This window comes from Marinobacter sp. ELB17 (assembly GCF_000169375.1).
In the GTDB taxonomy this organism is placed as follows: Bacteria; Pseudomonadota; Gammaproteobacteria; order Pseudomonadales; family Oleiphilaceae; genus Marinobacter.
Genome location: NZ_AAXY01000003.1, coordinates 42,377 through 64,337, shown reverse-complemented (window position 1 = coordinate 64,337; position 21,961 = coordinate 42,377). Strand labels below are relative to the sequence as shown.

At 54.2% G+C, this 21,961-nt stretch carries 24 protein-coding genes; 11 read left to right on the top strand and 13 right to left on the bottom strand.

The features are described from left to right. Nucleotides 1-5 precede the first annotated feature (5 nt). From MELB17_RS04965 to MELB17_RS04930, 8 genes are all read right to left on the bottom strand, one after another. Nucleotides 6-869 (bottom strand): branched-chain amino acid ABC transporter permease, encoded by an 864-nt coding sequence (locus MELB17_RS04965; RefSeq protein ID WP_007349046.1) that lies wholly within the window; start codon nt 867-869, stop codon nt 6-8. Between the two features lie 101 nt (nt 870-970). Then, nucleotides 971-2,146: an ABC transporter substrate-binding protein gene (locus MELB17_RS04960; RefSeq protein WP_007349045.1), complete on the bottom strand. Its 1,176-nt coding sequence runs from the start codon at nt 2,144-2,146 to the stop codon at nt 971-973. Between the two features lie 35 nt (nt 2,147-2,181). Further along, the gene (locus MELB17_RS04955) at nt 2,182-2,424 is read right to left on the bottom strand and encodes a hypothetical protein (RefSeq protein WP_007349044.1); all 243 of its coding nucleotides are present in this window, start codon (nt 2,422-2,424) and stop codon (nt 2,182-2,184) included. Between the two features lie 37 nt (nt 2,425-2,461). After that, the gene (locus MELB17_RS26295; protein WP_007349043.1) at nt 2,462-3,391 is read right to left on the bottom strand and encodes a methyl-accepting chemotaxis protein; all 930 of its coding nucleotides are present in this window, start codon (nt 3,389-3,391) and stop codon (nt 2,462-2,464) included. Nucleotides 3,392-3,556: 165 nt separating this feature from the next. Continuing rightward, entirely contained in the window at nt 3,557-4,345 is a 789-nt protein-coding gene (locus tag MELB17_RS04945) for an alpha/beta fold hydrolase (RefSeq protein ID WP_007349042.1), read from the bottom strand. A 24-nt stretch (nt 4,346-4,369) separates the two neighbouring features. Further along, on the bottom strand, nt 4,370-5,572 hold the full coding sequence (pcaF, locus tag MELB17_RS04940; protein ID WP_007349041.1) for a 3-oxoadipyl-CoA thiolase: 1,203 nt from the start codon (nt 5,570-5,572) through the stop codon (nt 4,370-4,372). A 9-nt stretch (nt 5,573-5,581) separates the two neighbouring features. Beyond that, complete coding sequence (locus MELB17_RS04935; protein WP_007349040.1) at nt 5,582-6,358, bottom strand: CoA-transferase subunit beta; 777 nt, start codon at nt 6,356-6,358, stop codon at nt 5,582-5,584. Beyond that, a complete protein-coding gene (locus MELB17_RS04930; protein ID WP_036183618.1) occupies nt 6,358-7,173 on the bottom strand; it encodes a CoA transferase subunit A in 816 nt (271 codons plus the stop codon). The genes MELB17_RS04935 and MELB17_RS04930 overlap by 1 nt, the downstream gene beginning before the upstream one ends. A 192-nt stretch (nt 7,174-7,365) precedes the next feature. Between MELB17_RS04930 and MELB17_RS04925 the strand changes: the two genes are divergently transcribed. Then, nucleotides 7,366-8,145 carry an IclR family transcriptional regulator C-terminal domain-containing protein gene (locus MELB17_RS04925; RefSeq protein WP_007349038.1) on the top strand — a complete coding sequence of 260 codons (780 nt, stop codon included), beginning with the start codon at nt 7,366-7,368 and terminating at the stop codon, nt 8,143-8,145. Nucleotides 8,146-8,162: 17 nt separating this feature from the next. On the opposite strand, the gene MELB17_RS04920 is transcribed toward MELB17_RS04925, so the two are convergent. Then, nucleotides 8,163-9,065 (bottom strand): LysR family transcriptional regulator, encoded by a 903-nt coding sequence (locus tag MELB17_RS04920; RefSeq protein ID WP_007349037.1) that lies wholly within the window; start codon nt 9,063-9,065, stop codon nt 8,163-8,165. Nucleotides 9,066-9,171: 106 nt separating this feature from the next. Between MELB17_RS04920 and MELB17_RS04915 the strand changes: the two genes are divergently transcribed. From MELB17_RS04915 to MELB17_RS04880, 8 genes are all read left to right on the top strand, one after another. Then, a complete protein-coding gene (locus MELB17_RS04915; protein ID WP_007349036.1) occupies nt 9,172-10,290 on the top strand; it encodes a muconate/chloromuconate family cycloisomerase in 1,119 nt (372 codons plus the stop codon). Between the two features lie 34 nt (nt 10,291-10,324). Then, a complete protein-coding gene (catC, locus tag MELB17_RS04910) occupies nt 10,325-10,615 on the top strand; it encodes a muconolactone Delta-isomerase (RefSeq protein WP_007349035.1) in 291 nt (96 codons plus the stop codon). Between the two features lie 97 nt (nt 10,616-10,712). Further along, the gene (gene catA, locus MELB17_RS04905; protein WP_036183609.1) at nt 10,713-11,654 is read left to right on the top strand and encodes a catechol 1,2-dioxygenase; all 942 of its coding nucleotides are present in this window, start codon (nt 10,713-10,715) and stop codon (nt 11,652-11,654) included. A 32-nt stretch (nt 11,655-11,686) separates the two neighbouring features. Further along, the gene (locus MELB17_RS04900; RefSeq protein WP_007349033.1) at nt 11,687-13,063 is read left to right on the top strand and encodes a Rieske 2Fe-2S domain-containing protein; all 1,377 of its coding nucleotides are present in this window, start codon (nt 11,687-11,689) and stop codon (nt 13,061-13,063) included. Then, the gene (benB, locus tag MELB17_RS04895; protein ID WP_007349032.1) at nt 13,060-13,551 is read left to right on the top strand and encodes a benzoate 1,2-dioxygenase small subunit; all 492 of its coding nucleotides are present in this window, start codon (nt 13,060-13,062) and stop codon (nt 13,549-13,551) included. The genes MELB17_RS04900 and benB overlap by 4 nt, the downstream gene beginning before the upstream one ends. Before the next feature lie 20 nt (nt 13,552-13,571). After that, entirely contained in the window at nt 13,572-14,600 is a 1,029-nt protein-coding gene (benC, locus tag MELB17_RS04890) for a benzoate 1,2-dioxygenase electron transfer component BenC (protein ID WP_007349031.1), read from the top strand. After that, on the top strand, nt 14,597-15,376 hold the full coding sequence (benD, locus tag MELB17_RS04885; RefSeq protein ID WP_007349030.1) for a benzoate diol dehydrogenase BenD: 780 nt from the start codon (nt 14,597-14,599) through the stop codon (nt 15,374-15,376). Before benC ends, benD begins: the two co-directional genes overlap by 4 nt. Before the next feature lie 151 nt (nt 15,377-15,527). Further along, the gene (locus MELB17_RS04880; RefSeq protein WP_036183606.1) at nt 15,528-16,718 is read left to right on the top strand and encodes a benzoate/H(+) symporter BenE family transporter; all 1,191 of its coding nucleotides are present in this window, start codon (nt 15,528-15,530) and stop codon (nt 16,716-16,718) included. 48 nt (nt 16,719-16,766) lie between these two features. Here MELB17_RS04880 and MELB17_RS04875 read toward each other — a convergent pair whose 3' ends face one another. From MELB17_RS04875 to MELB17_RS04865, 3 genes are all read right to left on the bottom strand, one after another. Beyond that, nucleotides 16,767-17,813: a peptidoglycan -binding protein gene (locus MELB17_RS04875; RefSeq protein WP_007349028.1), complete on the bottom strand. Its 1,047-nt coding sequence runs from the start codon at nt 17,811-17,813 to the stop codon at nt 16,767-16,769. Further along, complete coding sequence (locus MELB17_RS04870; RefSeq protein ID WP_007349027.1) at nt 17,810-18,538, bottom strand: MotA/TolQ/ExbB proton channel family protein; 729 nt, start codon at nt 18,536-18,538, stop codon at nt 17,810-17,812. The genes MELB17_RS04875 and MELB17_RS04870 overlap by 4 nt, the downstream gene beginning before the upstream one ends. Before the next feature lie 139 nt (nt 18,539-18,677). After that, on the bottom strand, nt 18,678-19,361 hold the full coding sequence (locus MELB17_RS04865) for a type 1 glutamine amidotransferase domain-containing protein (protein ID WP_007349026.1): 684 nt from the start codon (nt 19,359-19,361) through the stop codon (nt 18,678-18,680). 103 nt (nt 19,362-19,464) lie between these two features. On the opposite strand from MELB17_RS04865, the gene MELB17_RS04860 reads away from it, so the two are divergent. Beyond that, on the top strand, nt 19,465-20,847 hold the full coding sequence (locus MELB17_RS04860; RefSeq protein ID WP_007349025.1) for a ribonuclease J: 1,383 nt from the start codon (nt 19,465-19,467) through the stop codon (nt 20,845-20,847). 170 nt (nt 20,848-21,017) lie between these two features. Beyond that, nucleotides 21,018-21,443: a hotdog fold thioesterase gene (locus MELB17_RS04855; protein WP_007349024.1), complete on the top strand. Its 426-nt coding sequence runs from the start codon at nt 21,018-21,020 to the stop codon at nt 21,441-21,443. Between the two features lie 39 nt (nt 21,444-21,482). Here MELB17_RS04855 and MELB17_RS04850 read toward each other — a convergent pair whose 3' ends face one another. Further along, the gene (locus tag MELB17_RS04850) at nt 21,483-21,863 is read right to left on the bottom strand and encodes a rhodanese-like domain-containing protein (RefSeq protein ID WP_007349023.1); all 381 of its coding nucleotides are present in this window, start codon (nt 21,861-21,863) and stop codon (nt 21,483-21,485) included. Nucleotides 21,864-21,961: the final 98 nt, after the last annotated feature.

Below are 21,961 nucleotides of genomic sequence, written 5' to 3'. Positions count from 1 at the left end.
CCCGCCTACTTGGAAAATAGGCCCTGGGGCTTAACCAGCAGCACCAGGATCATAAAGATGTAGATAATCATGTTGGACATGCTCGGTATCAGCACTGCAGCGAAGGTGCTGATCACGCCGACCAGTAGCGCACCTACGAAAGCACCTTTAATAGAGCCCATGCCGCCAATCACGACGACCACAAAGCAGGTAATTAGCACGCTTTCGCCCATGCCCGGCACAATAGACCTTATTGGAGCGGCGATAATTCCCGAAATGGCGGCTAGCATAACGCCGATGGCGAACACGATGGTGTAAAGGTTTTTGATATTCACGCCGAGTGCTTCTACCATCTCGCGGTTAGATTCTCCCGCGCGTATCAGCATGCCTAGCCGCGTTTTGCTGACGACAAAATATAGAGCGGCCGCAATGCCGATGCAGACTAGAGCCGCAAAAATGCGATAGATGGGGTAGCTTGAGTTGTCGGTAAAGGGAATAGAGCCGCTTAATGCGTCCGGCACGCTGACGCCGTGAGGGTCGTTACCCCAGAGAATGCTTTGTAGGGCGTTGAATACGAAGATCATACCGATCGTAAGCAGTACTTGATCCAGGTGATTTCGATTGTAAAGCCGTTGTATCAAGAGCCTTTCTATGAGAATTCCTAAGCCAAGAGCGATCACGGCGGAAAGAGCAGCTGCAGCGGTAAAACTGCCGGTGACAGCCGCGAAGTACCATACAAGATAAGCGCCTACCATATACATTGAACCATGAGCAAGATTGAGAATGCCCATGACGCCGAAGATCAGGGTGAGACCAGAGGCAATCAGAAAAAGGAGAAGCCCGTACTGAATACCATTAACGAGTTGCACAAAAAACAATTCGGCAGACATATTGAAATCCAAAGATTATTCGGAGGCTACTTTGCGTGTGCGGGAGGTCAGTTTCGATAACCTCCCCGGCGCAAGCCGGGGAGCAATAATAAAGTCCGGGATCAGAGTTTGCAGCCGCGCGCCGGGTCTTCCAGTGCTTCGGCGGCAATGCTTTGAACCACGTTTACGCCATCTTTCACTTCGCGCAGGTAAATATTCTGAATCGGGTTGTGGGCTTTTGAGAACGTGAATGCGCCTCTGGGGCTATCAATGATCAGGCCTTCCATGATGCTGATGACGGCCTGTTTGTCAGAGATATCACCCTTCAAAAGATTGACGGTGTTGGTGATCGCTTGTCCCGCGTCATAGCCCTGAACAGCATAAATGTCGGGGTAGTGCCCGTACTCCGTGTTGAAGGCTTCGCGGAACTCGTGGTTTTTGGGAACATCAAGTTGCTCGGCATAGTGAAGGCCAGTCATAACGCCTTCGGCTGCGTCGCCTTGGGCTGTCAAGGTTCCCTCAGTGAGAAAGCCGGAGCCCATCAGCGGGATTTTTCCGCGCAGTCCCATGGCATCAAAGTCCTTCACGAACTTGATAGCGCCACCACCGGCAAAGAAAGTGAATACTGCGTCAGGATTCTGGTCTGCAATGTCGCTAACGTTGGGTTGGAAGTTCGTCGACGGGAAGGGCAGTAGGACCTTTTTGACTATCTCACCACCACCGGCGGTAAAGGACTCTTCAAACGCATCCAGGCTCTCTTGGCCCATACCATAGTTCCAGCTAATGGCGTAAATTTTCTTGTAGCCTTTTTCGAGGGCAACTTTGCCCATCGGGTAAGATGGCTGCCAAGAAGAAAAGGACGTGCGGAAAATATTTGGTGCGCACAGTGGGCCGGTTGCGGCTGCTGAGCCGGCGTTTGGGATGATCATGATGGTGTCTTTGCCTCGCAGCATTTTGATCATGCCCATGGCCACGCCCGAGTGAACAGGACCAATTACAAAATCCACCTTATGTTGATTCAACAAAGAAGACGCCAGTTCAGGCGCTCGCGACGGCTTGGCTTCGGTATCCAGTTCAATAAATTCTATAGGTGACCCGTGCAATTCTGAGACTTTTTCCTTCAGTGCTAGTTTTAGACCGTCGCGGCCAGCTTCGCCGAGCTGTGCATAGATACCGCTAAAAGGGAGCATAAGGCCAATTTTTATCGGATCTCCAGCAGCAGCAAGAGCAGAGGTCGAAAGCCCTGCGCAAAGAGTTGTTGCCAGTATGGCGCGGGCAAGGGTTTTGGTTCTGTTCATCTCTGCACCTCAGATTATTGTTGTGAGTGTCATTATTAGAGGCGTGAAAGCGATGCAGAAATATCCGTTTTCTGCACAGCGGTGTCCGGTGCTTGCAAGGCATCATTGGCACGTTGAATTTTGGCCAGTTGGCCAATAAAAAACGCGAAGAGCCGGAGAAGCTCTTCGCGCAATGGTAGATCTTTAGCTCCCAAACAGACCTTTAACAAGGATTGATCCGGTATCAGGCCGGTAATCAGAACGGGTGCTGTATTCCTTATTCCATTACGCTTACCCATTGACTGGTGGTAAATTCCTCGATATCGGCACGGCATGTCAGTCTTCTACGCTGAGGTCCGTGTAAAGTTGACGGGTGAGGTTGCGCTGAACCTGCAGCCGGTCAGTAATGCCCTGGACCACTCCCATACGAGCCACCGCTCCGGCCTGAATATCCTTCATCGTCTGCAGCGCTTCGCCCGACTGGCTTAGGCACTGGTTGCACGATTCCCGGATTCTGTCCATGCCGTTACCGGCCTCGACCGAGGTTGTATTGAGGCTGTTAGCGATGGCGCGAATACTCTCGCTGGATTCGTTAGCACGCACCGCCAGATTGCGCACTTCGTCGGCGACCACGGCAAAACCACGACCGTGTTCCCCTGCGCGAGCGGCCTCAATGGAGGCATTCAAAGCCAACAGGTTGGTCTGTTTTGCAATGTCTTGAATGTTACCTACGATGCTGCCGATCTCCTCGGACTGCTTGCCAAGCTGGGTGAAGACCTCATCAATGCGGCTCATGAAGTTGACCAGTTCCCGGATAGACGCCTCGGATTCGGAAATGCAGTTCGCGCTTTGGCTCACCTTGGCGCCAGACGCTTTCGCGAGTTTTCCGGCCTCGTGCATTTCCGCAAGTATGACCTCCACGTTGCTGCGCAGATCATCCAAGTGACTGATCAGCATGGGATCTGGTAATTCCAGAGCTGGGGGCGAAGCTTGTATCTCCGGCTCTTGCACCGGTTCGGGTATCGGTTCCGGGGCAGGCGCTTGTTCCCGGATTGTAACCGTCACTGGCTTCAATTTGGCGCAGAGTGTCAGCGCGGTGGCGGCCAAACCGACGGTCAGGGCTGCGAGAACGACCTGAATCGAATCGTCAGCTATGATCAGCAGTGCAGCGGAGCTGGCAATTGCTAGAATCAGTACTCCGCAGACCAGAGGCTTGGAAGGTCCAGGGTTAGAGATGTCCGGTTCAAGGGTGACGGTATTGGGCATGATTCTGTTTCCACTGGGCACTAGTTCGCATCGTGGAGGAATGCTAAGGTTTTTCGCACGGCAAATCTATCCGCCGAGTGCAGAGGTTTGTCCTTATTCTGAAAAGCGAGATTGAAAAGCAGAAGCCAGACCCTGGACGACGAGGCCTGGCTTCTGGGCTGGTGGTCAGGCCAGGTTTTCAAGCAGAATCTGGTTAAGCTTTTCCGGACATTCCACGGAGGGCACGTGACCAACCTGCGCCAGGATGATCGGTGCGGCGGCGCCGGTGAACTGGGCCAGGGCTTGCAGTGCCTCTGGCGGTGTCGCGACATCGTCGGTCCCGCCCACCAGCATCAAGGGCGCGCGATGGTTTTGCAGTTTTTTCCTGAAATCACACTGGCCCAACATTTCGCATAGCAACGCATAGCTCCGTTTATCGCCGCGCCCCATAATTACGCGCCAGCCTTCTACCAAAGCTGGCTGCTGATCGCAGGCGGCAGGGCCAAACCAGCGTGGCACGATGTCTACCGCCATAGTATCAAGGCCGAATTTCATGACACTCGCCGAGCGGCTGGTCCAGGCCTCATGCGTGCCGATCACGGCACCGGTGTTGGTGAGCGTGGTAGAGATCAATCGGTCCGAATGCCGGCTGATGAGCTGCTGGCCAATCACGCCGCCAATGGATGTGCCGATAAAGTGGAAACTCTCAGCGTCGGCAGCTGCGGCCAGCGCGAGTGCTTCTTGCGCCAGGTCTTCTGGGGTGATCTGGCCGGAATCTTCCGTCCAGGCGCTGCTGGCACCGTGCCCCGGCAGGTCCCAGGTCAGTACCCGGAATTTACCCAATAATGTTCGCAGCATGTCGTCCCATACGCCCTGGGTCATACCCAGGGGATGCGCCATGAGCAACAGCGGTTTCGCGCTGTCACCCAGCAAGCGATAACAGATGGTGCGGCCGTTGTGTTTGAGAAATGCCATGTGCTCTCCTTACTTTGGTCTGTTTCAGACCCGTTCGATGAGTGTAGCAATACCCTGGCCGACACCGACACACATGGTGCACATGGCGTAACGGCCATTGGTACGCTGGAGTTGGTGGGCTGCCGTCAGTAATAACCGGGCGCCGGACATGCCCAGAGGGTGGCCGAGGGCAATGGCACCACCGTTCGGATTCACCCGTGGATCGTCATCGGCGACGCCCAGTTCACGCAGGACCGCGAGGCCTTGGGCGGCAAAGGCTTCGTTCAGTTCAATCACGTCGATGTCATTGATGCTGATGCCCTGCTTCTTCAGCAGTTTGCGAACGGCGGGCACCGGGCCAATGCCCATCACGCGTGGCTCCACTCCGGCCGTGGCCATGCCCAGTATGCGGGCCATTGGCTTCAGCCCATGAGCCTTAACCGCGTTCTCACTGGCGACCAGCATGGCGGCGGCGCCGTCGTTCACACCGGAGGCATTGCCAGCGGTGACGCTGCCACCTTCACGGAACGGTGCAGGCAGGGCGGCCAGTTTCTCCAGGGTGGTGCTGCGGGGGTGCTCGTCGGTATCGAATACCAACGGGTCCTGCTTGCGACGCGGAATGCTAATTGCAACGATTTCTTCGGCAAAGATACCTCGCTCTTGTGCGTCAGCTGCTTTTTGCTGCGAGCGCAGAGCGAATAGATCTTGTTCTTCGCGTGTCACATTGAACTGCTCTGCCACATTTTCGGCTGTTTCGGGCATTGCGTCGGTGCCGTACTGGCGCTGCATCAGCGGGTTAACAAAGCGCCAGCCGATGGTTGTGTCTTCAATGCTTTGGTTACGCGAAAACGCAGAGTCGGCTTTGCCCATCACGTAGGGCGCGCGCGACATGGACTCCACGCCGCCCGCCAGCACCAGTTCCATTTCACCAGCGCGGATAGCGCGAAAAGCGGTGCCTACGGCATCCATACCCGAGCCGCAGAGTCGGTTCATTGTGGTGCCGGGAATGGATGTGGGTAAGCCGGCGAGCAAGGCCGACATTCTTGCCACATTGCGGTTGTCTTCACCGGCTTGGTTGGCACACCCCATGATCACTTCGTCGATGGCAGCTGGATCCAGGTCGGGAGCTTCGTTGAGGACGGCTTTGAAAATATCAGCGGCGAGATCGTCTGGCCGAACACTGGCAAGCGCTCCACCGAAGCGGCCGATGGCGGAGCGGCGCGGATGGCACAAGAATACGTCAGTCATGTTGTTTTCTCATTGTTGGCCGGCATGATGGGTATGGGTACGAGCTTTAAGGTCACGTAAGACTTTTAGCTCTTTGGCTGTTGGTTCCGGTGTTGTTTTGATGTCGTCTGCGAAGCGGATGCCCCAGCCTGTAGCGTCAATAACATCTTTTCGGGTAACCGATGGATGCAGGGAGGTAACCACCAGCTCTTTGGTTTTTGGGTCTGGTTTAAGAATGCACAGATCGGTAATGACAATGGTTGGGCCTTGGCCGATGTTGGGCACGTTATCCCGGGCTTTTCCGTCACGGCCAAAGCCAACGGTTGTTACGAAGTCGACATCTTTGACAAACGTGCGTTTGGAGTGTTTCACCGTAACAAACACTTCTTTTGCATTTGTCGCAATTTCTGGTGCGCCGCCGCCGCCGGGCAATCGAACCTTGGGTTCGCGATAGTCGCCGATCAGGGTCGTGTTGAGGTTGGCATAGCGGTCGATTTGGGCGGTGCCCAGAAAGCCAACGCTGATGTGTCCGCCTTGTAGCCAGTAGCGGAACATTTCAGGCACCGATACCGTTGTAAGCGCAGACTCGCACAGCTCGCCGTCACCGATCGATAAGGGTAGAACATCGGGTTTGGTCTGTAACGTGCCGGATTCGTAGATTAAGGTAACGTCCGGTGCGTGCGTCAGCCTTGCCAGGTTGGCGGCTTCGCTAGGCACTCCGATGCCCACAAAACAGGTCATGCTGTTATTTAGAGCACGAGCGGCGGTGACGCTCATCATTTCCGAAGAGGTAAATTCAAGGCTCATCACGCAGCTCCTTTTTCAAATACATTGTCGTCTAGCCAGGCAGCGAAGGTGTCGCGATCACGGGCAATGGTGTCCCACTCCTTGTAGAAAGCGTTGTCGCGGTCGTAATATCCCAGCGCGTAGGAAGGGCTGGCGCCTCTCGGTGCCTCCACAATGGCTGTGATAGCCCACGATGGAATAACGCAGGCATTCACCCCGGCGCCCAGGTCATCCACAATTTCTTCAACGGTCACGATGCTGCGTTTGGCGGCTAAAACCACTTCCTTTTGGACGCCGATAATTCCCTCGACCAACACGTTGCCCTTCCGGTCGGCGCGCTGGGCGTGAATCACCCCCACGTCCGGACGAATGGCGGGCACGGCGGCCAGACGCTCACCAGTGAACGGACATTCGATGAATTTGATCTGATCGTTCACCTTCGGCAAGTCACTGCCAATGTAGCCTCGCATAACGGCCAGCGGGAGACCGGCGGCACCGGCTTCATAAGCGCAGGCCATGGCGGCATGACTGTGTTCCAGAATTTCCAGTTTGTTCGGCCAGCCCTTTTCTACCGCGTCTCGAAGGCGGTGCAGCGAGCCAACACCGGGGTTGCCGCCCCAGGAAAAAATAAGTTTTTTGGCGCAGCCGGCGCCTATCATCTGGTCATAAACCAAATCTGGTGTCATGCGAATTAGCGTAAGGTCACGTTTGCCCTGGCGGATGATCTCGTGGCCTGCTGCGAAAGGAATCAGGTGTGTAAAGCCCTCCATACAGACCGTATCGCCGTTGCTTATGTGGCGACTCACAGCCTCCTGAAGGGAGAGAAATTCAGACATGACACTATCTCCAATGTGGTGTTTAAAAGTTCGTAATGCGAATATAAGTTTTATATGCGAACATAATGACTTGAAGATTTTGCCGCCGTCAAGTACAAATTTTCACCGAACGGCAAGGTGCACGGATGTTCGGTCACCGAACGAGCCGCTAAGATGCGGCGAGTTTGTCTTTTGAGCGATGAAGGAGAAGAAATGAACGACCAGGTTCTCAAGCCCGGTGACAGAGACTATGTTGGCGCGCTTGCCTCCGGGCTTGAGGTTTTACAGGCATTCGATGCTGAGCGCCGCCGTATGACCCTCAGCGAGGTGGCAACCCGAACCGAGATGGACCGAGCCAAGGCGCGACGTTTGCTGCTGACGCTTCATGCCCTAGGGTTTGTAAAGCGAAACGGCAGGCAGTTTGAGCTGACGCCCCGGGTGCTGGAGCTTGGCTACGCCTACCAGGCATCGAATCAGTATCGAGTTGTTATTCAGCAGCAACTTGAGGACATAACCGAAGAGCTTGGCGAGTCATCATCGCTGGCGGTGTTGGACGCTGACGATGTGGTCTATGTCGTTCGTTCGTCGGCACGGCACCGGTTAATGGCCATTACACTTTCCGTTGGTACTCGCTTGCCGGCGGCTTACACCTCCATGGGACGTGTACTGTTGGCACAATTGTCGGAAGCTGATATAGGGGCTTTCCTTGAGCGCGTAAAACTGGAAGCGTTTACGGCATTCTCAATAACTAACCCTGCTTCCCTAAAACAGGAAATTGGCAGAGTTCGCAAAAATGGCTATGCCATTGTAGATCAGGAGCTGGATTCAGGGCTTCGTTCCGTTGCGGTGCCGGTTTTTTCGAGAAGTGGCGAGTTACTCGGGGCTATTAATATCAGTACCAACGCAGCGCGGGTAGATATGGCGAGGCTTGTGGATGTATATCTTCCCCGGTTACAGAAAGCAGCCGCTGCTGTGAGCAAGATGGCGCATTAAAATGGCAGGCCCTTTAACTACGGATAGCGTCCGGCAAGCCGATTTTCCACTAGTTCAGCTAAAATCGTATTGGCCAGCCGCATTACCGAGTTTGGATTCTCACCTTGCCGGCGAGAAGCAATCACCGGGACACTGATGTTGTCGTCTTCAAGTGACATGTAGGCGACGCCCTCTCGTTGCAGTCGCTTAACCTGTTCCGGCACCAGAGTAAATCCCATATCTGAAGCCACCAATGACAGAGCGGTTTGCAAGTCATTAACTCGCTGTATCACATTGATGCGCAAGCCACGTCTATGAAACAACCCTTGAGTTAGTTCCGTAAAGTTTGGGCCGGCACTGGAGGGAAAGGCGATCATCGGCCATTCCGATAACTCCGTCATAGACGGCGGGTGCCGTGTGAGCGGGCTGCCTGCAGGTACGGCGGCGATCAGTGGTTCATCAAAGAGCAGTTCTTGCTCTACATCCGGGTCCTCAATGCGTATTCGACCGAAGCCGATATCGATTTTGCCCGCTTTGAGCGCGTCGACCTGTTCCCGTGTTTTCATTTCATGCAGGATAATTTCGAGGTTCTTGTTACGACGCAGGCGTCTCACCATTAGCGGCAGCTGCCCATAGAATACAGAGGGCACAAATCCGATTGCGAATACGGTTTTTCGATTCTCGGCAATTCGCCTGGTGTCGTTCACCGCGGCGTTTACTTTATCCAAAATTTGTCGCGCCTGCTCCAGGAAGTAGACACCGCCGGTGGTTAACTCAAGGCCGCGAGGTTTGCGAATGAACAATTCCGCACCGATCTCCTGTTCCAGCTGCTTGATCGCCCGGGTTAGTGGTGGTTGGGCGATAAACAGCTTTTCTGCCGCTCGGGTCAAATTTAAATCCTCTGCGACTGCCACAAAGTACCGCAGATGCCTAAGTTCCATTCATACCTCCAGGGTATTGGTTGTTACCTAATCAATATTGGTTGATGTCCGTAAAACTGCGTACTTTGTGAATAACAGATATTTTCATCTGCTATTCGGAGAACATATGTCCACAGCCATTCAGTCCATCGAAGCCATCCTGGTCGATATTCCGACCATTCGGCCGCACAAGTTATCTATGACAACCATGGGCGTTCAGACCATGGTGATAGTGCGCATCAAGGATGGCGATGGCTTTGAGGGGTTGGGTGAAGCCACAACAATTGGTGGTCTTGCCTATGGGCCTGAAAGTCCGGAAAGCGTGAAACTTACCATTGACACCTATTTCAAACCACTATTGATTGATCAGCCAGCGGATCAGATCAATATCCTCAGAATAAGACTGAATTGCTCAGTTCGTGGAAATAATCTTGCCAAGTCTGCCATTGAGACCGCGCTGCTTGATATGCAAGGCAGGCGACTAAATCGCCCACTTTGTGATCTGTTGGGCGGTGCCCTGCATCGGCATATTCCGGTTCTGTGGACTCTGGCCAGTGGCGATACCGCAAAAGATATAGATGAAGCGCACAGTATTCTGGCCCAAAATCGCCACCGCGATTTTAAGTTGAAAATTGGCTCCCGCGCTTTGATGGATGACGTTCGCCATGTGGTCGCAATTAAAGAATCTGTTGGTGACCATGCCAGTGTTCGTGTGGATGTAAATCAAGCCTGGGATGAAGCAACGGCCGCTAAAGGAATGGCTGAGTTGCAAGCTGCGGGCATAGATTTGGTTGAACAGCCTACCCCAATGAAAGATTTTGCTGCGCTGGTGCGGCTGTCTAAGAAATTTCACATCCCGATTCTGGCAGATGAATCTGTTGCTGACGCTAAAGACATGTTCGCACTTGCAGCTGCAGGGTTTTCAGGCGCGGTGGCAATGAAAATTGCAAAAGCGGGCGGTCCAACGCGTGCGCTGGAGCAGGCAATGGTTGCGCAGGCTTCTGGTATCGGCCTATACGGCGGCACATTGCTGGAAGGAACGATTGGCAGCGCCGCGTCATTGCATGCCTGGTCCACCTTGGAAACCCTGCATTGGGGAACCGAGATGTTTGGTCCGCTACTGATGAAAGACGACATCGTCGTCACGCCACTGAATTTTCATGACAACGGTGTCGATTTGCCGGCAGGTCCGGGCCTGGGAGTCGAAATCGACGAAGACAAACTGATGCATTACAGACGTAAATAATCACACTGCAAGACCACGAAGCGGAGAATCTGACATGCTGTTCAAAGTCGAAATGAAAGTGAACTTGCCGACCGATATGCCGGCTGATATCGCGGCAGACATTAAATCCCGTGAAAAGGCGTACGCCCAGCGCCTGCAAGAAAATGGCAAATGGCGCCATTTGTGGCGGGTGGCCGGTAGCTACGCAAACGTGAGTATTTTCGACGTTGCAGACAACGCCGAGTTGCAGGACCTAATCAGCAATCTTCCGTTGTTTCCTTACATGGACATAACCGTTGCGCCTCTGTGTCGTCATCCGTCTTCAATTCGTGAAGACGACAGCTGATTGGGCGTATTCGTTATCGGTGCCAAGCCCTGTTGGTTGGGCAAACCACAACATGTTGCGTATTGAGCAACAAAAACAAAAGAATGAGGAGATCACAATGACCGTTAAAACCATGCAATCTGCTGAAGTTAAAGAGCTGCTGGAAAAAGTTGCCGGCTTCGACATGAGTGGCGGCAACGAACGTATGAAAAAAATCGTTCACCGCGTTATGCACGATATTTTCCAAATCGTTGAAGACTTTGACGTCACACCGGAAGAGTTCTGGAGCGCGGTTTACTACGTGGGTGAGTTGGGTGCCAACGGTGAAGCTGCCCTGCTGGCGCCGGGCTTGGGCATGGACCGTTATCTCGACATTCGCCAAGACGCCGAAGACGAAGAGGCGGGCCTGGCCGGAGGTACGCCACGTACGATTGAGGGGCCTCTATATGTTGCGGGCGCTCCGATCAGCGACAGCTTTGCCCGCATGGACGATGGTTCCAGCAAAGAGGCTGAGGTTGTTCTAGTCAAGGGGCAAGTTACCGACGAAAGCGGTGCACCGCTGGCCCACGCCGTTGTGGATATCTGGCACGCAGACACCAAAGGCGCCTACTCCTACTTTGATCAGTCGCAAAGCGAATACAACCTGCGTCGCCGCATTACCACCGATGCGGAAGGCCGTTACGCCGCCCAAAGCATCATGCCTTCGGGTTACGGTTGCCCACCGGAAGGTTCCACTCAGAAATTGCTGAATCATCTGGGTCGCCACGGCCAGCGGCCGGCACACATTCACTATTTTGTGTCTAAACCCGGTTATAAGCACCTGACCACGCAAATCAACATTGCCGGCGACAAGTACACCTACGATGATTTCGCCTTTGCAACCCGCGAAGAGCTGGTAGTTGCTGCCAGTCACGTCGAACAGTCAGAAACTGCGGGCCAGCACGGTGTTACCGGGCCGATCACCGAAGTTGAGTTTAACGTGACTCTGGTCGCCACAGACAAGCCTGAACTTCAGGAGCGCCATAACCGTCCGCGCGCACTGGAAACAGGCACAGCTTAAGCGCCACCCAAGAACAAAACGGAGTAAACGACATGACCAGCAAACTCGAAAAGCTCGCAGACAAGGTTCGCAATGCAGTGGTTGCCGACCCGGAAACCGGCCGATATCAGTGCGATCGCGGCATCTTCATCGACCAGGAACTGTTTGATCTGGAAATGAAGTACATCTACGAAGGCAACTGGGTTTATCTGGCTCACGAGAGCCAGATCCAAGAGCCGGGTGATTACTACACGATGACCGTTGGTCGCCAGCCCGTGGTCATTACCCGCGCCAAGGATGGCGAGCTGAAAGCCATCCTGAATACCTGCTCCCACCGTGGCGCCACTCTGTGTCGCAAAAAGCGTGGCAACAAAACCGCCTTTACCTGCCCGTTCCACGGCTGGACTTTCCGCAATGACGGTCAGCTTTTGAAGGCAAAAGACCAGAAGGTTGGCGGGTACCCGGAGCAGTTCAATACCGATGGTTCCCACGATCTAAAGCAGATGCCAAAGTTCGGCAATTACCGTGGTTTCCTGTTTGGCAGTCTCAGCGCCGATGTAGCGTCCCTTGAGGAATACTTGGGTGAAACTACTAAGATCATCGACAACATTGTGGATCAGTCGGAAGACGGGCTGGAAGTCCTGCGGGGGAGCTCGACTTACACCTACGACGGCAACTGGAAGATGACCGCAGAAAACGGCGCTGACGGCTATCACGTGAGCACAGTGCATTGGAACTATTTGTCCACCATGGGGCAGCGTAATTACGACAAGGGCGGCACTGAGGCGGTCGACGCTAAGAGCTGGTCGGCAGAAGGCGGATTTTATTCCTTCGAGAACGGTCACATGATGTTGTGGACTCGCCTGCTGAACCCGGAAGTACGTCCGATCTTCAGCCAGTTGGAGCGCTTGAAGAAGGTCTACGGTGAGGCTCGTGCTGACTCCATTGTCCGCACCACCAAGAATCTGTGCTTATACCCGAACCTGTTCCTGATGGATCAGTTCTCCACGCAGATCCGTGTGACGCGGCCGATTGACGTCAACAAGACGGAAGTGACCATCTATGCCTTTGGCCCGAAGAACGAGCCTCCGGAACTGCGCGCCAAGCGTATCCGCCAGTATGAGGATTTCTTCAACGTGACCGGTATGGGCACACCGGACGACATGGAAGAGTTTCGTGCCTGCCAGGTCGGTTATGAGGCCAGGGACATGCGCTGGAACGACATGAGTCGTGGTGCTACACATTGGATTGATGGTCCGGATGAGAACGCCAGCCAGATCGACATGAAGCCGACCATGAGTGGAGCAAGGCCGGATGACGAAGGCCTCTACGTGAACCACCACAAACACTGGCAGGTTGAGATGACCCGTGCCATTGAGGCCGAGCGCGCCCGTTTCATTCCAATGACTTCAGAGGAGGAGTCCTCATGAGCCTTAACTATCACGACATCGAACAATTCATCATTCGCGAGGCCCGCTTCCTGGACGATCGTGAATGGGACAACTGGCTGGCATGCTACCACGACGACGTTACATACTGGATGCCAGCCTGGGACGATGATGGGGAGCTAACCGAAGATCCGCAAAGCGAGATCTCGCTCATCTATTACCCTAACAAGGACGGCCTGGAAGATCGGATTTACCGGATCGAGACTGAGCGTTCTGGTGCCAGCTCCATGCCGGAGCCACGTACCTCGCACTTCACCAGCAACCTGGAGATCCTGTCCCAGAATGACAGCGAAGTGAAACTACGGTTTAACTGGTTGACCAAGGCCTACCGTTACAAGAAAACGTCAGAATTCTTCGGAACCTCTTTCTACACTTTGGACATCACCGGTGAACAACCGTTGATCCGGGAGAAACGAATTGTTCTGAACAATGATCGCATCCATCAGGTGCTGGACGTTTATCACCTGTAATTGATGGGGAGAGCATCACAATGAGTTATAACATCGCGCTTAACTTTGAAGACGGCGTTACCCGTTTTGTGTCCTGTAACGAAGGCGAAACGGTCCTTGATGCGGCCTACCGTGCAAAGATAAACCTGCCTATGGACTGCTCGGATGGCGTCTGCGGCACTTGCAAGGCTGCCTGCCACCAGGGCGAGTTCGACTTGGGTGAGGAGTATCTTGACGAAGCGCTGTCTGAAGAAGAGGTTGAGCAAGGCATGGTGTTGACCTGTCAGATGGTGCCCTCTGGTGATTGTGTGGTGGAGGTCCCGGTGGCTTCCAACATGTGCAAAACCGGTAATGCCAAAAAAACCGGGACTGTGACCGAGGTGAACCTGATCTCGCCCACAACCATCGAATTGAAGATCACAGCAGACGAAGACTTAGCTTTCCTGCCGGGGCAATACGTGAAAATTCAGGTGCCGGATACCGAGGAAACCCGCTCGTATTCCTTCAGTTCAAAACCTGGCAGCCGTGATCTAAGTTTTCTGATTCGCAATGTGCCGGGCGGGCTGATGAGTTCGTGGCTTGTAGGTAAAGCACGCACCGGTGACAAGCTAACCCTGACCGGGCCTATGGGCAGCTTCTATCTGCGACCCGTTGACCGGCCGATATTGATGCTTGCTGGGGGAACTGGTCTGGCGCCCTTGTTGGCAAAGCTGGAACACATGAAAGCCAATGAATGCAACGTACCGACGCACTTGGTGTACGGCGTCAGAAATGACGACGACCTAGTGTGTCTGGACGCGTTGGATCGCTTCGCTGAGGATATTGACAACTTCAGCTACGTTACCTGTGTGTCCAGTGACGAAAGCAATCATCCGCGCAAAGGTTACGTCACCCATCACATGGAAAAAGCGCCACTTAATGAGGGTGATGTGGATGTCTATTTGTGCGGGCCACCCCCTATGGTTGATTCCGTGCTCGGCTACTTCCGTGAGCAAGGTATTAAGCCGAACTCCTTCCACTATGAGAAATTCACACCGAGCGCGCCTGGGCCTGAAGAGAAAGTGGCATGAAGGCCCGCTTCACCAATAAGATAATTGTGGTTACCGGTTCGGCCCAAGGCATTGGCAAACGTGTTGCCGAGCGGGCAGCCGCCGAAGGCGCCAGCTTGCTATTGGTAGATATTGCCGATTATGTGCATGACGTTGCCGCTGAATTGCGTGAGCAGGGCGCGAGTGCAGTTTCCATTCAGGCCAACCTGGAGACCTGGATCGGCGCCGAAAAAGTTATGGCAGAGGCCCAAGAACACTTCGGCCGCATTGATATTCTGATCAACAATGTGGGCGGTACAATCTGGGCCCAGCCTTTTGACCAATACACTCCGGAGCAGATTGAAAAGGAAATTCAGCGCTCACTATTCACAACGCTGTGGTGCTGCCGTGCTGCTCTGCCTTATATGCTGGAGCAGAAGGGTGGGGTGATTGTGAACGTATCATCGGTAGCAACCCGCGGGCTTATGCGTGTCCCATATGGCGCGGCTAAAGGCGGTGTGAATGCCATGACCGTGAATATGGCGTTTGAGTACGCGGAGCACAACATTCGAGTCAATGCCGCGGCGCCGGGCGGCACTGAAGCACCTCCACGCCTGACTCCGCGGAACAACGACGAGCAGAGTGAGCAAAACAAAGCCTGGTATCAGACTCTGATTGACCAGACAAAAGCGACCAGTTTAATGAAACGCTACGGCACGCTGGATGAACAGGCAGATCCTATCCTGTTTCTGGCATCGGATGCCGCCAGTTACATCACTGGAACAATACTCCCAATAGCGGGCGGCGACCTGGGGTGACGTGGATGTTATCGCCCTTATTGATGAGCTGATTAAAACACGGATGCGCCCCGGGTCGGACATTTAGTCATGCCCTTTTTGGCCCCCACTTTTGTGCGAGGGCCTTTTTTTGTGAACCGAATCTACAATAACTAACAATGGATTCAAGCCTATGTCCAAATTTCTAAAAGAGCTCTCTATGCCAGCTGTGGTTGCGGGCTTCCTCGCTGTACTCGTGTCCTATTCAGGGCCACTGGCTATCTTCTTCCAGGCTGGTGAAAGCGCCGGCATTTCGCCAGGCATGATGACGTCTTGGGTGTGGGCTATTTCTGTAGGGGCGGCCGTTTCAGGAATTGTTTTGTCTTTGTGGCTAAAAGTGCCGGTGATTACCGCGTGGTCTGCGCCCGGAACCGCTCTGCTTGTATCGTTGTTTCCCGAGCTGTCACTGAATGAAGCTGTTGGTGCTTATATTACCGCAGCTATTATCATCTTTATTATTGGTGTTTCTGGCACTTTTGATGCGTTTGTACGAATTATTCCGAAAGGGATCGCCGCTGGCATGATGGCGGGCATTATTTTCCAGTTCGGAGTTGGCGCCTTCACGGCTATTGAGTCTACGCCGGCCTTGGCCATTGGAATGCTGTCATTTTATGTTGTATTTCGCCGTTTTGTTCCAAAATATACATTGGTTTTGCTGTTAGTGGTGGGCGTCATTCTGGCTGTGGTTTTGGAGGATGCATCACTGTCGGGCGTGCGCTGGGATATGGCGTTGCCGCAATACATTCAGCCCGAGTGGACGTTTGCATCTACGCTCAGCCTTGCGATTCCGCTGGTACTCGTCAGCTTGAGTGGACAGTTTTTGCCAGGCATGGCAATTATTCAGGGGGCGGGCTATTCCATAAAAGCGAAGCCGGTTATCACCGTGACCAGCTTGGCATCGCTACCGATGGCTTTTTTTGGTGGTATCACCATTGTGGTGGCGGCCATTACGGCGGCTATCTGTACCGGAAAAGACGCCCACTCGGACCCTTCACGGCGGTATGTCGCCGGTGTTTTTAACGGTGTATTTTACCTGGTCGGTGGTCTGTTCGCCGGCACCATCGTCAGCCTTTTCACCTCCTTGCCTTCAGCGTTTGTTGCGGTGCTTGCGGGCCTGGCATTGCTCGGCGCTATCGCCGGGAACTTGTTCACGGCTATGGAAAATCCCAGCGATCGCGAGGCTTCGCTGATTACGTTTATCGTAACTGCATCGGGTATGTCTTTATTTGGCCTGTCTTCTGCCTTTTGGGGGGTGGTTATCGGCTACGCTTGTCACTTGGTGTTAAGTCAAAGCCTTGCTCGTGTTCAGCAAAAGGGCAAATAAAGAGGCCTGCTTGCTATACTCATGATCGGCTTAGTTGGTGTTAGCGAATTAACGATCGGTCAGCTTTATTTCGATGCGCCGGTTTTCCTGTAAGGCTTCTGGTGTGGTTCCATCAGCAACCGGGAAGAACTCACCAAAACCCGCCGCGACCATGCGGTTTTGCGGCACGCTCTGATCGGCCAGGTAGCGCACTACCGCGACAGCGCGTGCGGTTGAAAGCTCCCAGTTGGAAGGGAACTGCGGTGTATTGATGGGAATCCGATCGGTATGGCCATCAATGCGCAGAATCCACTCAAGATCTGCAGGAATGGTTTCAACCACATCCAGCAGTACTCCGGCGAGCTTGTCGAGTTCGCGTTTGCCTTCTGCGCCGAGAAGGGCCGAGCCGGAAGCGAACAGCAACTCGGATGGCAGCAGGAAGCGATCGCCGACTATGCGGATGTTTTCATTGGCGGCCAGAATGTTTCTTAACCGTGAGAAAAATTCAGACTGGTACTGCTCCAGCTGGTTGATCCGCTCCGCCAGCATTGTGTTCAGGCGCCGGCTGACACTTTTCAGCTCGTCTTCCTGATCAACGGTCATTTCTTTTTGCAGTCTAAGCGCAGCGGTTATCTGTCGCAGCTGGTTTTGAAGCGCCGCAATCTGATTGGACAGTCGCATGATCATGGTCTGCTGGCTGTTGGAAAGCTCATCCTTGTTTCCCAGCTCCTGGTTCATGTCCGCCAGATTTTCAGCCCGGGCTTCGGCATCGGCGGTCTGCCGCATTAACTGGTCGCGGGACGCTTCCAGCTGTTGCTGTAGGTTTTCGTTCTCGGCCAGGCTATCGCTAAAGCTGTTTTGAACGATGAGCATTTGCTGCTCCAGAGCTGCCGTTGTGCCCTGTTCCAGGCCCAATAATTGGGACAGTTCGCTTAGTCGCAGGTTCAGTCGGGCCAGTTCGGAGTTGCGGTCAGACAGTGTCTGCGACAGGAAAAGCTGGCTTACCACGTAAACCAGCAACATGAATATCACCAGCATCAGCAGGGCCGAGAGGGCGTCTACGTACCCCGGCCACACGTTGGTGGTGCTTCGGCTACGGCGTCTGGACCCAATCATCGCTGGCGTTCATTGCTGTTGAAGGGGTCCAGCAGGTTGGTAACGCCGGTCAGCCATTCTTCCAGCCCGTCATAGAACCGGTTCTGGGCATGGCCGGCCTGAATATCAAGAAAACCGAGTATCAGGGAGCCACCAAGGCCAAACAGCGACGAGCTGAAGGCTGTGCCCATGCCCTGCAAGGGCGTTAGCAGCCCGGCCTGGAGGTCTGCAAACACCTTGCTTAAATCACCCTGGCCCATGTCCAGGTTGGTAATCACCGCACCCACCGCATTGATGGTACCCAGCAAACCCCAGAAGGTGCCAAGAAGCCCCAGAAAAACCAACAGGTTGATAAAGTAGCGGGTGATCTCGCGTTGCTCATCCATGCGGGAATGAATGCCATCCAGAACCGTACGCAGTGACATGGTAGAGAGCGTAAAACGGTCACGTTTGGAATCTTCGCCCAGCTGCCGGGCCAGCGGCTTGAGCAGGCGGGGTTCTTCCAGCACTGACAGGCCTGATTGGCCAGTGCGGAACTGGGAAATCCAGCGCAGCTCGGGAAACAATACGAACACCTGACGATAGGTGAGGCCGATGCCAACAATGAGTACGCAAAGAATCAACAGGTTGAAAACCCAGTTGGCCATAAAGGCGGTTATCAGCGGTTGGTGAATCAATACGCCGACGACGGCAACAATCGCCAGAAAAAACGTCATCCAGAAAAGGGTATGCTTTGGATTGCTCATAAAAAAGTCACCCTGTTGAGATTTTCGTCAAAACGTTAGCACAGACTGGCGAATGTTAATGCTTAATTGGCGGGAAATTATGGGAGTGAGGGTTCCCCAGCGAGGCAAAATGCCAAGCCAGGGTTGGGCATTACGAACTTTAGCCTTCGAGCAGGGTCTGTACCACAGCCTTGGCCGCGCCCTCGGAGGAAGCCGGGTTCTGGCCGGTAATCAGTTTGCCGTCAACCACCACATAAGGTGCCCAGTCGTCGCCACAGCTGTAATTGCCGGTGTTTTCTTTCAACATGTCTTCCACCAGGAAAGGCACCAGTTTGGTCAGCTGAACCGCTTCTTCCTCGGAATTGGAGAAGCCGGTGACTTTACGGCCGCCGACGATATTCTGGTTGGGCTTCACTTCTACGTTTTTGAACACGCCAGGCGCATGGCAAACCGCGCTGATGACTTTATCCTGCTCGTAGGCGCGTTTGATCAGCGCTATGGAATGCTTGTCGTTGGCCAAATCCCAAAGCGGGCCGTGGCCGCCGGGGTAAAAGATGGCGTCGTAGTCGTTCATGTCCACGTCGGCGAGTTTGCGGGTGCTGGCCAGGGACTCTTTACCGTGTGCATCTTCTGAAAAGCGCTTTGTGGTGTCTGTTAAGGCACCTTCGGTTTCGCTGGCGGGGTCGACTGGCGGCTTGCCGCCTTTGGGCGAAGCAATGGTAATGTGAGCGCCGGCGTCTTTGAATACGTAATAAGGAGCGGTGAACTCTTCCAGCCAGAAACCGGTTTTTTTGCCGGTGTCGCCGAGTTGATCGTGAGACGTCAAAACCATCAGGATATTCATAAACATCCGCCCTTGTTAAGCAATAAGTGAGTTACGGTGTGTGCACCGTACAATTATAGCTTGTGCCATAACGGCGCAAATTCAACCTGAGAGAGTTTTAATCATGATGCCGGATTCCAATGACCTGTGGTTTTTACCCCTTGGTGGCACCGGCGAGATTGGCATGAACCTGAATTTGTATGGCCACGATGGCCGTTGGCTAATGGTGGACTGCGGCGTAACCTTCCCAAAACCGGGCCGTTTGGCGGCAGACGGCAGCATGCACCATCACGGCGAACCGCCGGTACAAATGGCAGACCCCGCATTTATTGCCGATCGCCGCGAAACGCTCTGTGGCCTGGTGATTACCCACGCCCACGAAGACCACGTGGGTGCCGTGCCTTACCTTTGGTCATTGTTGCAATGCCCGATTTACACCAACCGCTTTACCGCAGAGATTTTGCGTCGCAAATTGGCCGAGTTCGATATGCTGCACCGGGTTCCCATTGTGGTGATGGAAACCAATGATCGGCGTCAAATCGGGCCTTTCAACGTGCAATGGTTGGCGTTAACCCATTCCATACCCGATCCCAACGCGCTGATGATCCGCACGCCGGTGGGCAATATTTTCCACAGCGGCGACTGGAAGCTGGACGACCAGCCGCTGATTGGCCATGGCTATAGCAAACAGACATTCACGGATTTGGCGATCGAGGGCGTAGCTGCCATGGTGTGTGATTCCACCAACGCTACGGTCAAGGGCCATTCGGTGTCTGAAGGCGCCCTGCATAAAGGTCTTTTAAGTGCGGTGAAAAGCGCGGAGGGCCGTGTGGTGGTGGCGTGTTTTGGCAGCAACATTGCCCGCCTGCACACCCTGGCGGCGGTTGCCCGCGAGACCGGGCGCTATATGGGGCTGTTGGGGCGATCGCTGGTGAATATGAGTTCTGCCGCCAAAGCCACAGGCCTGTGGCACAGTGCCGACGAGTTAATCAACCCTGCCCACCTGGGCTACTTGCCGCCGCACGAAGTATTAGCCGTGGCGACGGGTAGCCAGGGCGAGCCGCGCACGGCCTTGCGCCGTCTGGCCAATGGCAGTCACCCCGATGTTGAACTGGAAGCCGGTGACACGGTGATTTTCAGCGCCCGCGCCATTCCCGGTAATGAAGAGTTGATCGCCGCGTTGATCGGCCAACTGCAGGGAATGGGGGTTAAGGTTATTACCGCCGAGCAGTGCGACTTACCGATACACGCGTCTGGCCACCCGGCGCAGGAGGAGCTTGAGGCGATGTATCGCTGGGTTCAGCCCGCCGTTGCCATTCCGGTGCACGGGGAAGAGGAACACATGGCCGTGCACGCAAGGCTGGCGAAGCAAATCGGGGTGCCCAAAACCCTGGTGGGCCGCAACGGCGACTTGTTCATGATTCGCCCGGTGCCCGGTATGCGCCGTCAAATTACCGAAACAGGGCGCCTTGGTTGGCTAAAGCAGGCGTTGGTGCGAGTGGTTTAGCCGCCATGAAAAATCCTGATGCACGCATGATGTTCCTTCCCTGGCTGGCATTAATGTCAGCCTGCCGGGCACTTGTGGGCGCTCGCAGTCTGGCTGTTCGCTTGCTATCTGGATAGACTACTTCCAAACCCTGCAAACATAAAAATACTCACTCATACAAGGCTCAAACCGTGGCGATATGGACTCGAATTCCGACCAAAGAAGATCTGCTCAAGAGCTGTCAGAACACCGCTGTCAGCCACCTGGGTATCGAATTTCTGGAAGTGGGTGACAATTTCCTAAAGGGCCGTATGCCCGTTGACAAGCGCACTGTTCAGCCATTTGGCGTTCTGCACGGTGGCTCCTCGGTTCTGCTGGCCGAGACCTTGGGTAGCATGGCTGCTAACCACTGCCTGCGCGATCAGGGTACCGTGGCGGTGGGCCTTGAAATCAATGCGAACCATCTTCGCCCCGTCACCAACGGCTGGGTTTACGGCACTGCGACAGCGATTCATCTTGGCAGCACTACCCAGGTGTGGGACATAGTGATTGAAAACGAACAAGGTAAAAAAACCTGCGTTTCCCGCCTGACCATGGCCGTTACCAAGGCTCGCTAGGCCTGCTTGTTATACCCTGCCATTGCCTGCACCCGGCTGCTAATCGAAGCTGGGCATTTCTGGCTTGGCCTGCGGCTTGTCCGCTGCCTGCCAGGCTTCAAAGCCGCCTTCTATAATCTGTACATTCCTATAGCCCAATTCTTGTAATGCCTTGGCTGCCAAAGCCGAGCGTCCTGAGTTCTTGCAGTAAAGCACAATGCCCAGGCCACGGTTATCCAGTGTGGGGTCGTTGCTGAATTTGAACTCGAGCAAACCGCGGGAAATATTCATGGCGTGAGGAATGTGGCTTTGGCGGTACTCGTCGCCGTCGCGGACGTCAATCAGCAAATCTGCATTCTGGATAGCTTCATCGGCATTGGCCAGTGGCGTTTCCTGAATGTGTAATTTGGCCTCGGCGACAAGGTCGTGAACGGTTTTCATGGTGAATCCTCGTTTTGGAATAAGGTTATTCTAAAATTGAACGAATCAGTATTGTGCCACTTTTATCCTTTAACTCAAAGTGCACCTGACTCCAAAAA

Excerpts from the sequence above, each read along its gene's own strand:
- MELB17_RS04865 (WP_007349026.1), bottom strand. The coding sequence starts at position 19,361 with ATGAATATCCTGATGGTTTTGACGTCTCACGATCAACTCGGCGACACC.
- MELB17_RS04860 (WP_007349025.1), top strand. The coding sequence starts at position 19,465 with ATGATGCCGGATTCCAATGACCTGTGGTTTTTACCCCTTGGTGGCACC.
- MELB17_RS04965 (WP_007349046.1), bottom strand. The coding sequence starts at position 869 with ATGTCTGCCGAATTGTTTTTTGTGCAACTCGTTAATGGTATTCAGTAC.
- catA (WP_036183609.1), top strand. The coding sequence starts at position 10,713 with ATGACCGTTAAAACCATGCAATCTGCTGAAGTTAAAGAGCTGCTGGAA.
- MELB17_RS04920 (WP_007349037.1), bottom strand. The coding sequence starts at position 9,065 with ATGGAACTTAGGCATCTGCGGTACTTTGTGGCAGTCGCAGAGGATTTA.
- catC (WP_007349035.1), top strand. The coding sequence starts at position 10,325 with ATGCTGTTCAAAGTCGAAATGAAAGTGAACTTGCCGACCGATATGCCG.
- MELB17_RS04935 (WP_007349040.1), bottom strand. The coding sequence starts at position 6,358 with ATGAGCCTTGAATTTACCTCTTCGGAAATGATGAGCGTCACCGCCGCT.
- pcaF (WP_007349041.1), bottom strand. The coding sequence starts at position 5,572 with ATGACTGACGTATTCTTGTGCCATCCGCGCCGCTCCGCCATCGGCCGC.
- MELB17_RS04880 (WP_036183606.1), top strand. The coding sequence starts at position 15,528 with ATGTCCAAATTTCTAAAAGAGCTCTCTATGCCAGCTGTGGTTGCGGGC.
- MELB17_RS04900 (WP_007349033.1), top strand. The coding sequence starts at position 11,687 with ATGACCAGCAAACTCGAAAAGCTCGCAGACAAGGTTCGCAATGCAGTG.
- MELB17_RS04875 (WP_007349028.1), bottom strand. The coding sequence starts at position 17,813 with ATGATTGGGTCCAGACGCCGTAGCCGAAGCACCACCAACGTGTGGCCG.
- MELB17_RS04915 (WP_007349036.1), top strand. The coding sequence starts at position 9,172 with ATGTCCACAGCCATTCAGTCCATCGAAGCCATCCTGGTCGATATTCCG.
- MELB17_RS04850 (WP_007349023.1), bottom strand. The coding sequence starts at position 21,863 with ATGAAAACCGTTCACGACCTTGTCGCCGAGGCCAAATTACACATTCAG.
- MELB17_RS04870 (WP_007349027.1), bottom strand. The coding sequence starts at position 18,538 with ATGAGCAATCCAAAGCATACCCTTTTCTGGATGACGTTTTTTCTGGCG.
- MELB17_RS26295 (WP_007349043.1), bottom strand. The coding sequence starts at position 3,391 with ATGCCCAATACCGTCACCCTTGAACCGGACATCTCTAACCCTGGACCT.
- benB (WP_007349032.1), top strand. The coding sequence starts at position 13,060 with ATGAGCCTTAACTATCACGACATCGAACAATTCATCATTCGCGAGGCC.
- benC (WP_007349031.1), top strand. The coding sequence starts at position 13,572 with ATGAGTTATAACATCGCGCTTAACTTTGAAGACGGCGTTACCCGTTTT.
- benD (WP_007349030.1), top strand. The coding sequence starts at position 14,597 with ATGAAGGCCCGCTTCACCAATAAGATAATTGTGGTTACCGGTTCGGCC.
- MELB17_RS04930 (WP_036183618.1), bottom strand. The coding sequence starts at position 7,173 with ATGTCTGAATTTCTCTCCCTTCAGGAGGCTGTGAGTCGCCACATAAGC.
- MELB17_RS04960 (WP_007349045.1), bottom strand. The coding sequence starts at position 2,146 with ATGAACAGAACCAAAACCCTTGCCCGCGCCATACTGGCAACAACTCTT.
- MELB17_RS04945 (WP_007349042.1), bottom strand. The coding sequence starts at position 4,345 with ATGGCATTTCTCAAACACAACGGCCGCACCATCTGTTATCGCTTGCTG.
- MELB17_RS04925 (WP_007349038.1), top strand. The coding sequence starts at position 7,366 with ATGAACGACCAGGTTCTCAAGCCCGGTGACAGAGACTATGTTGGCGCG.
- MELB17_RS04955 (WP_007349044.1), bottom strand. The coding sequence starts at position 2,424 with ATGGGTAAGCGTAATGGAATAAGGAATACAGCACCCGTTCTGATTACC.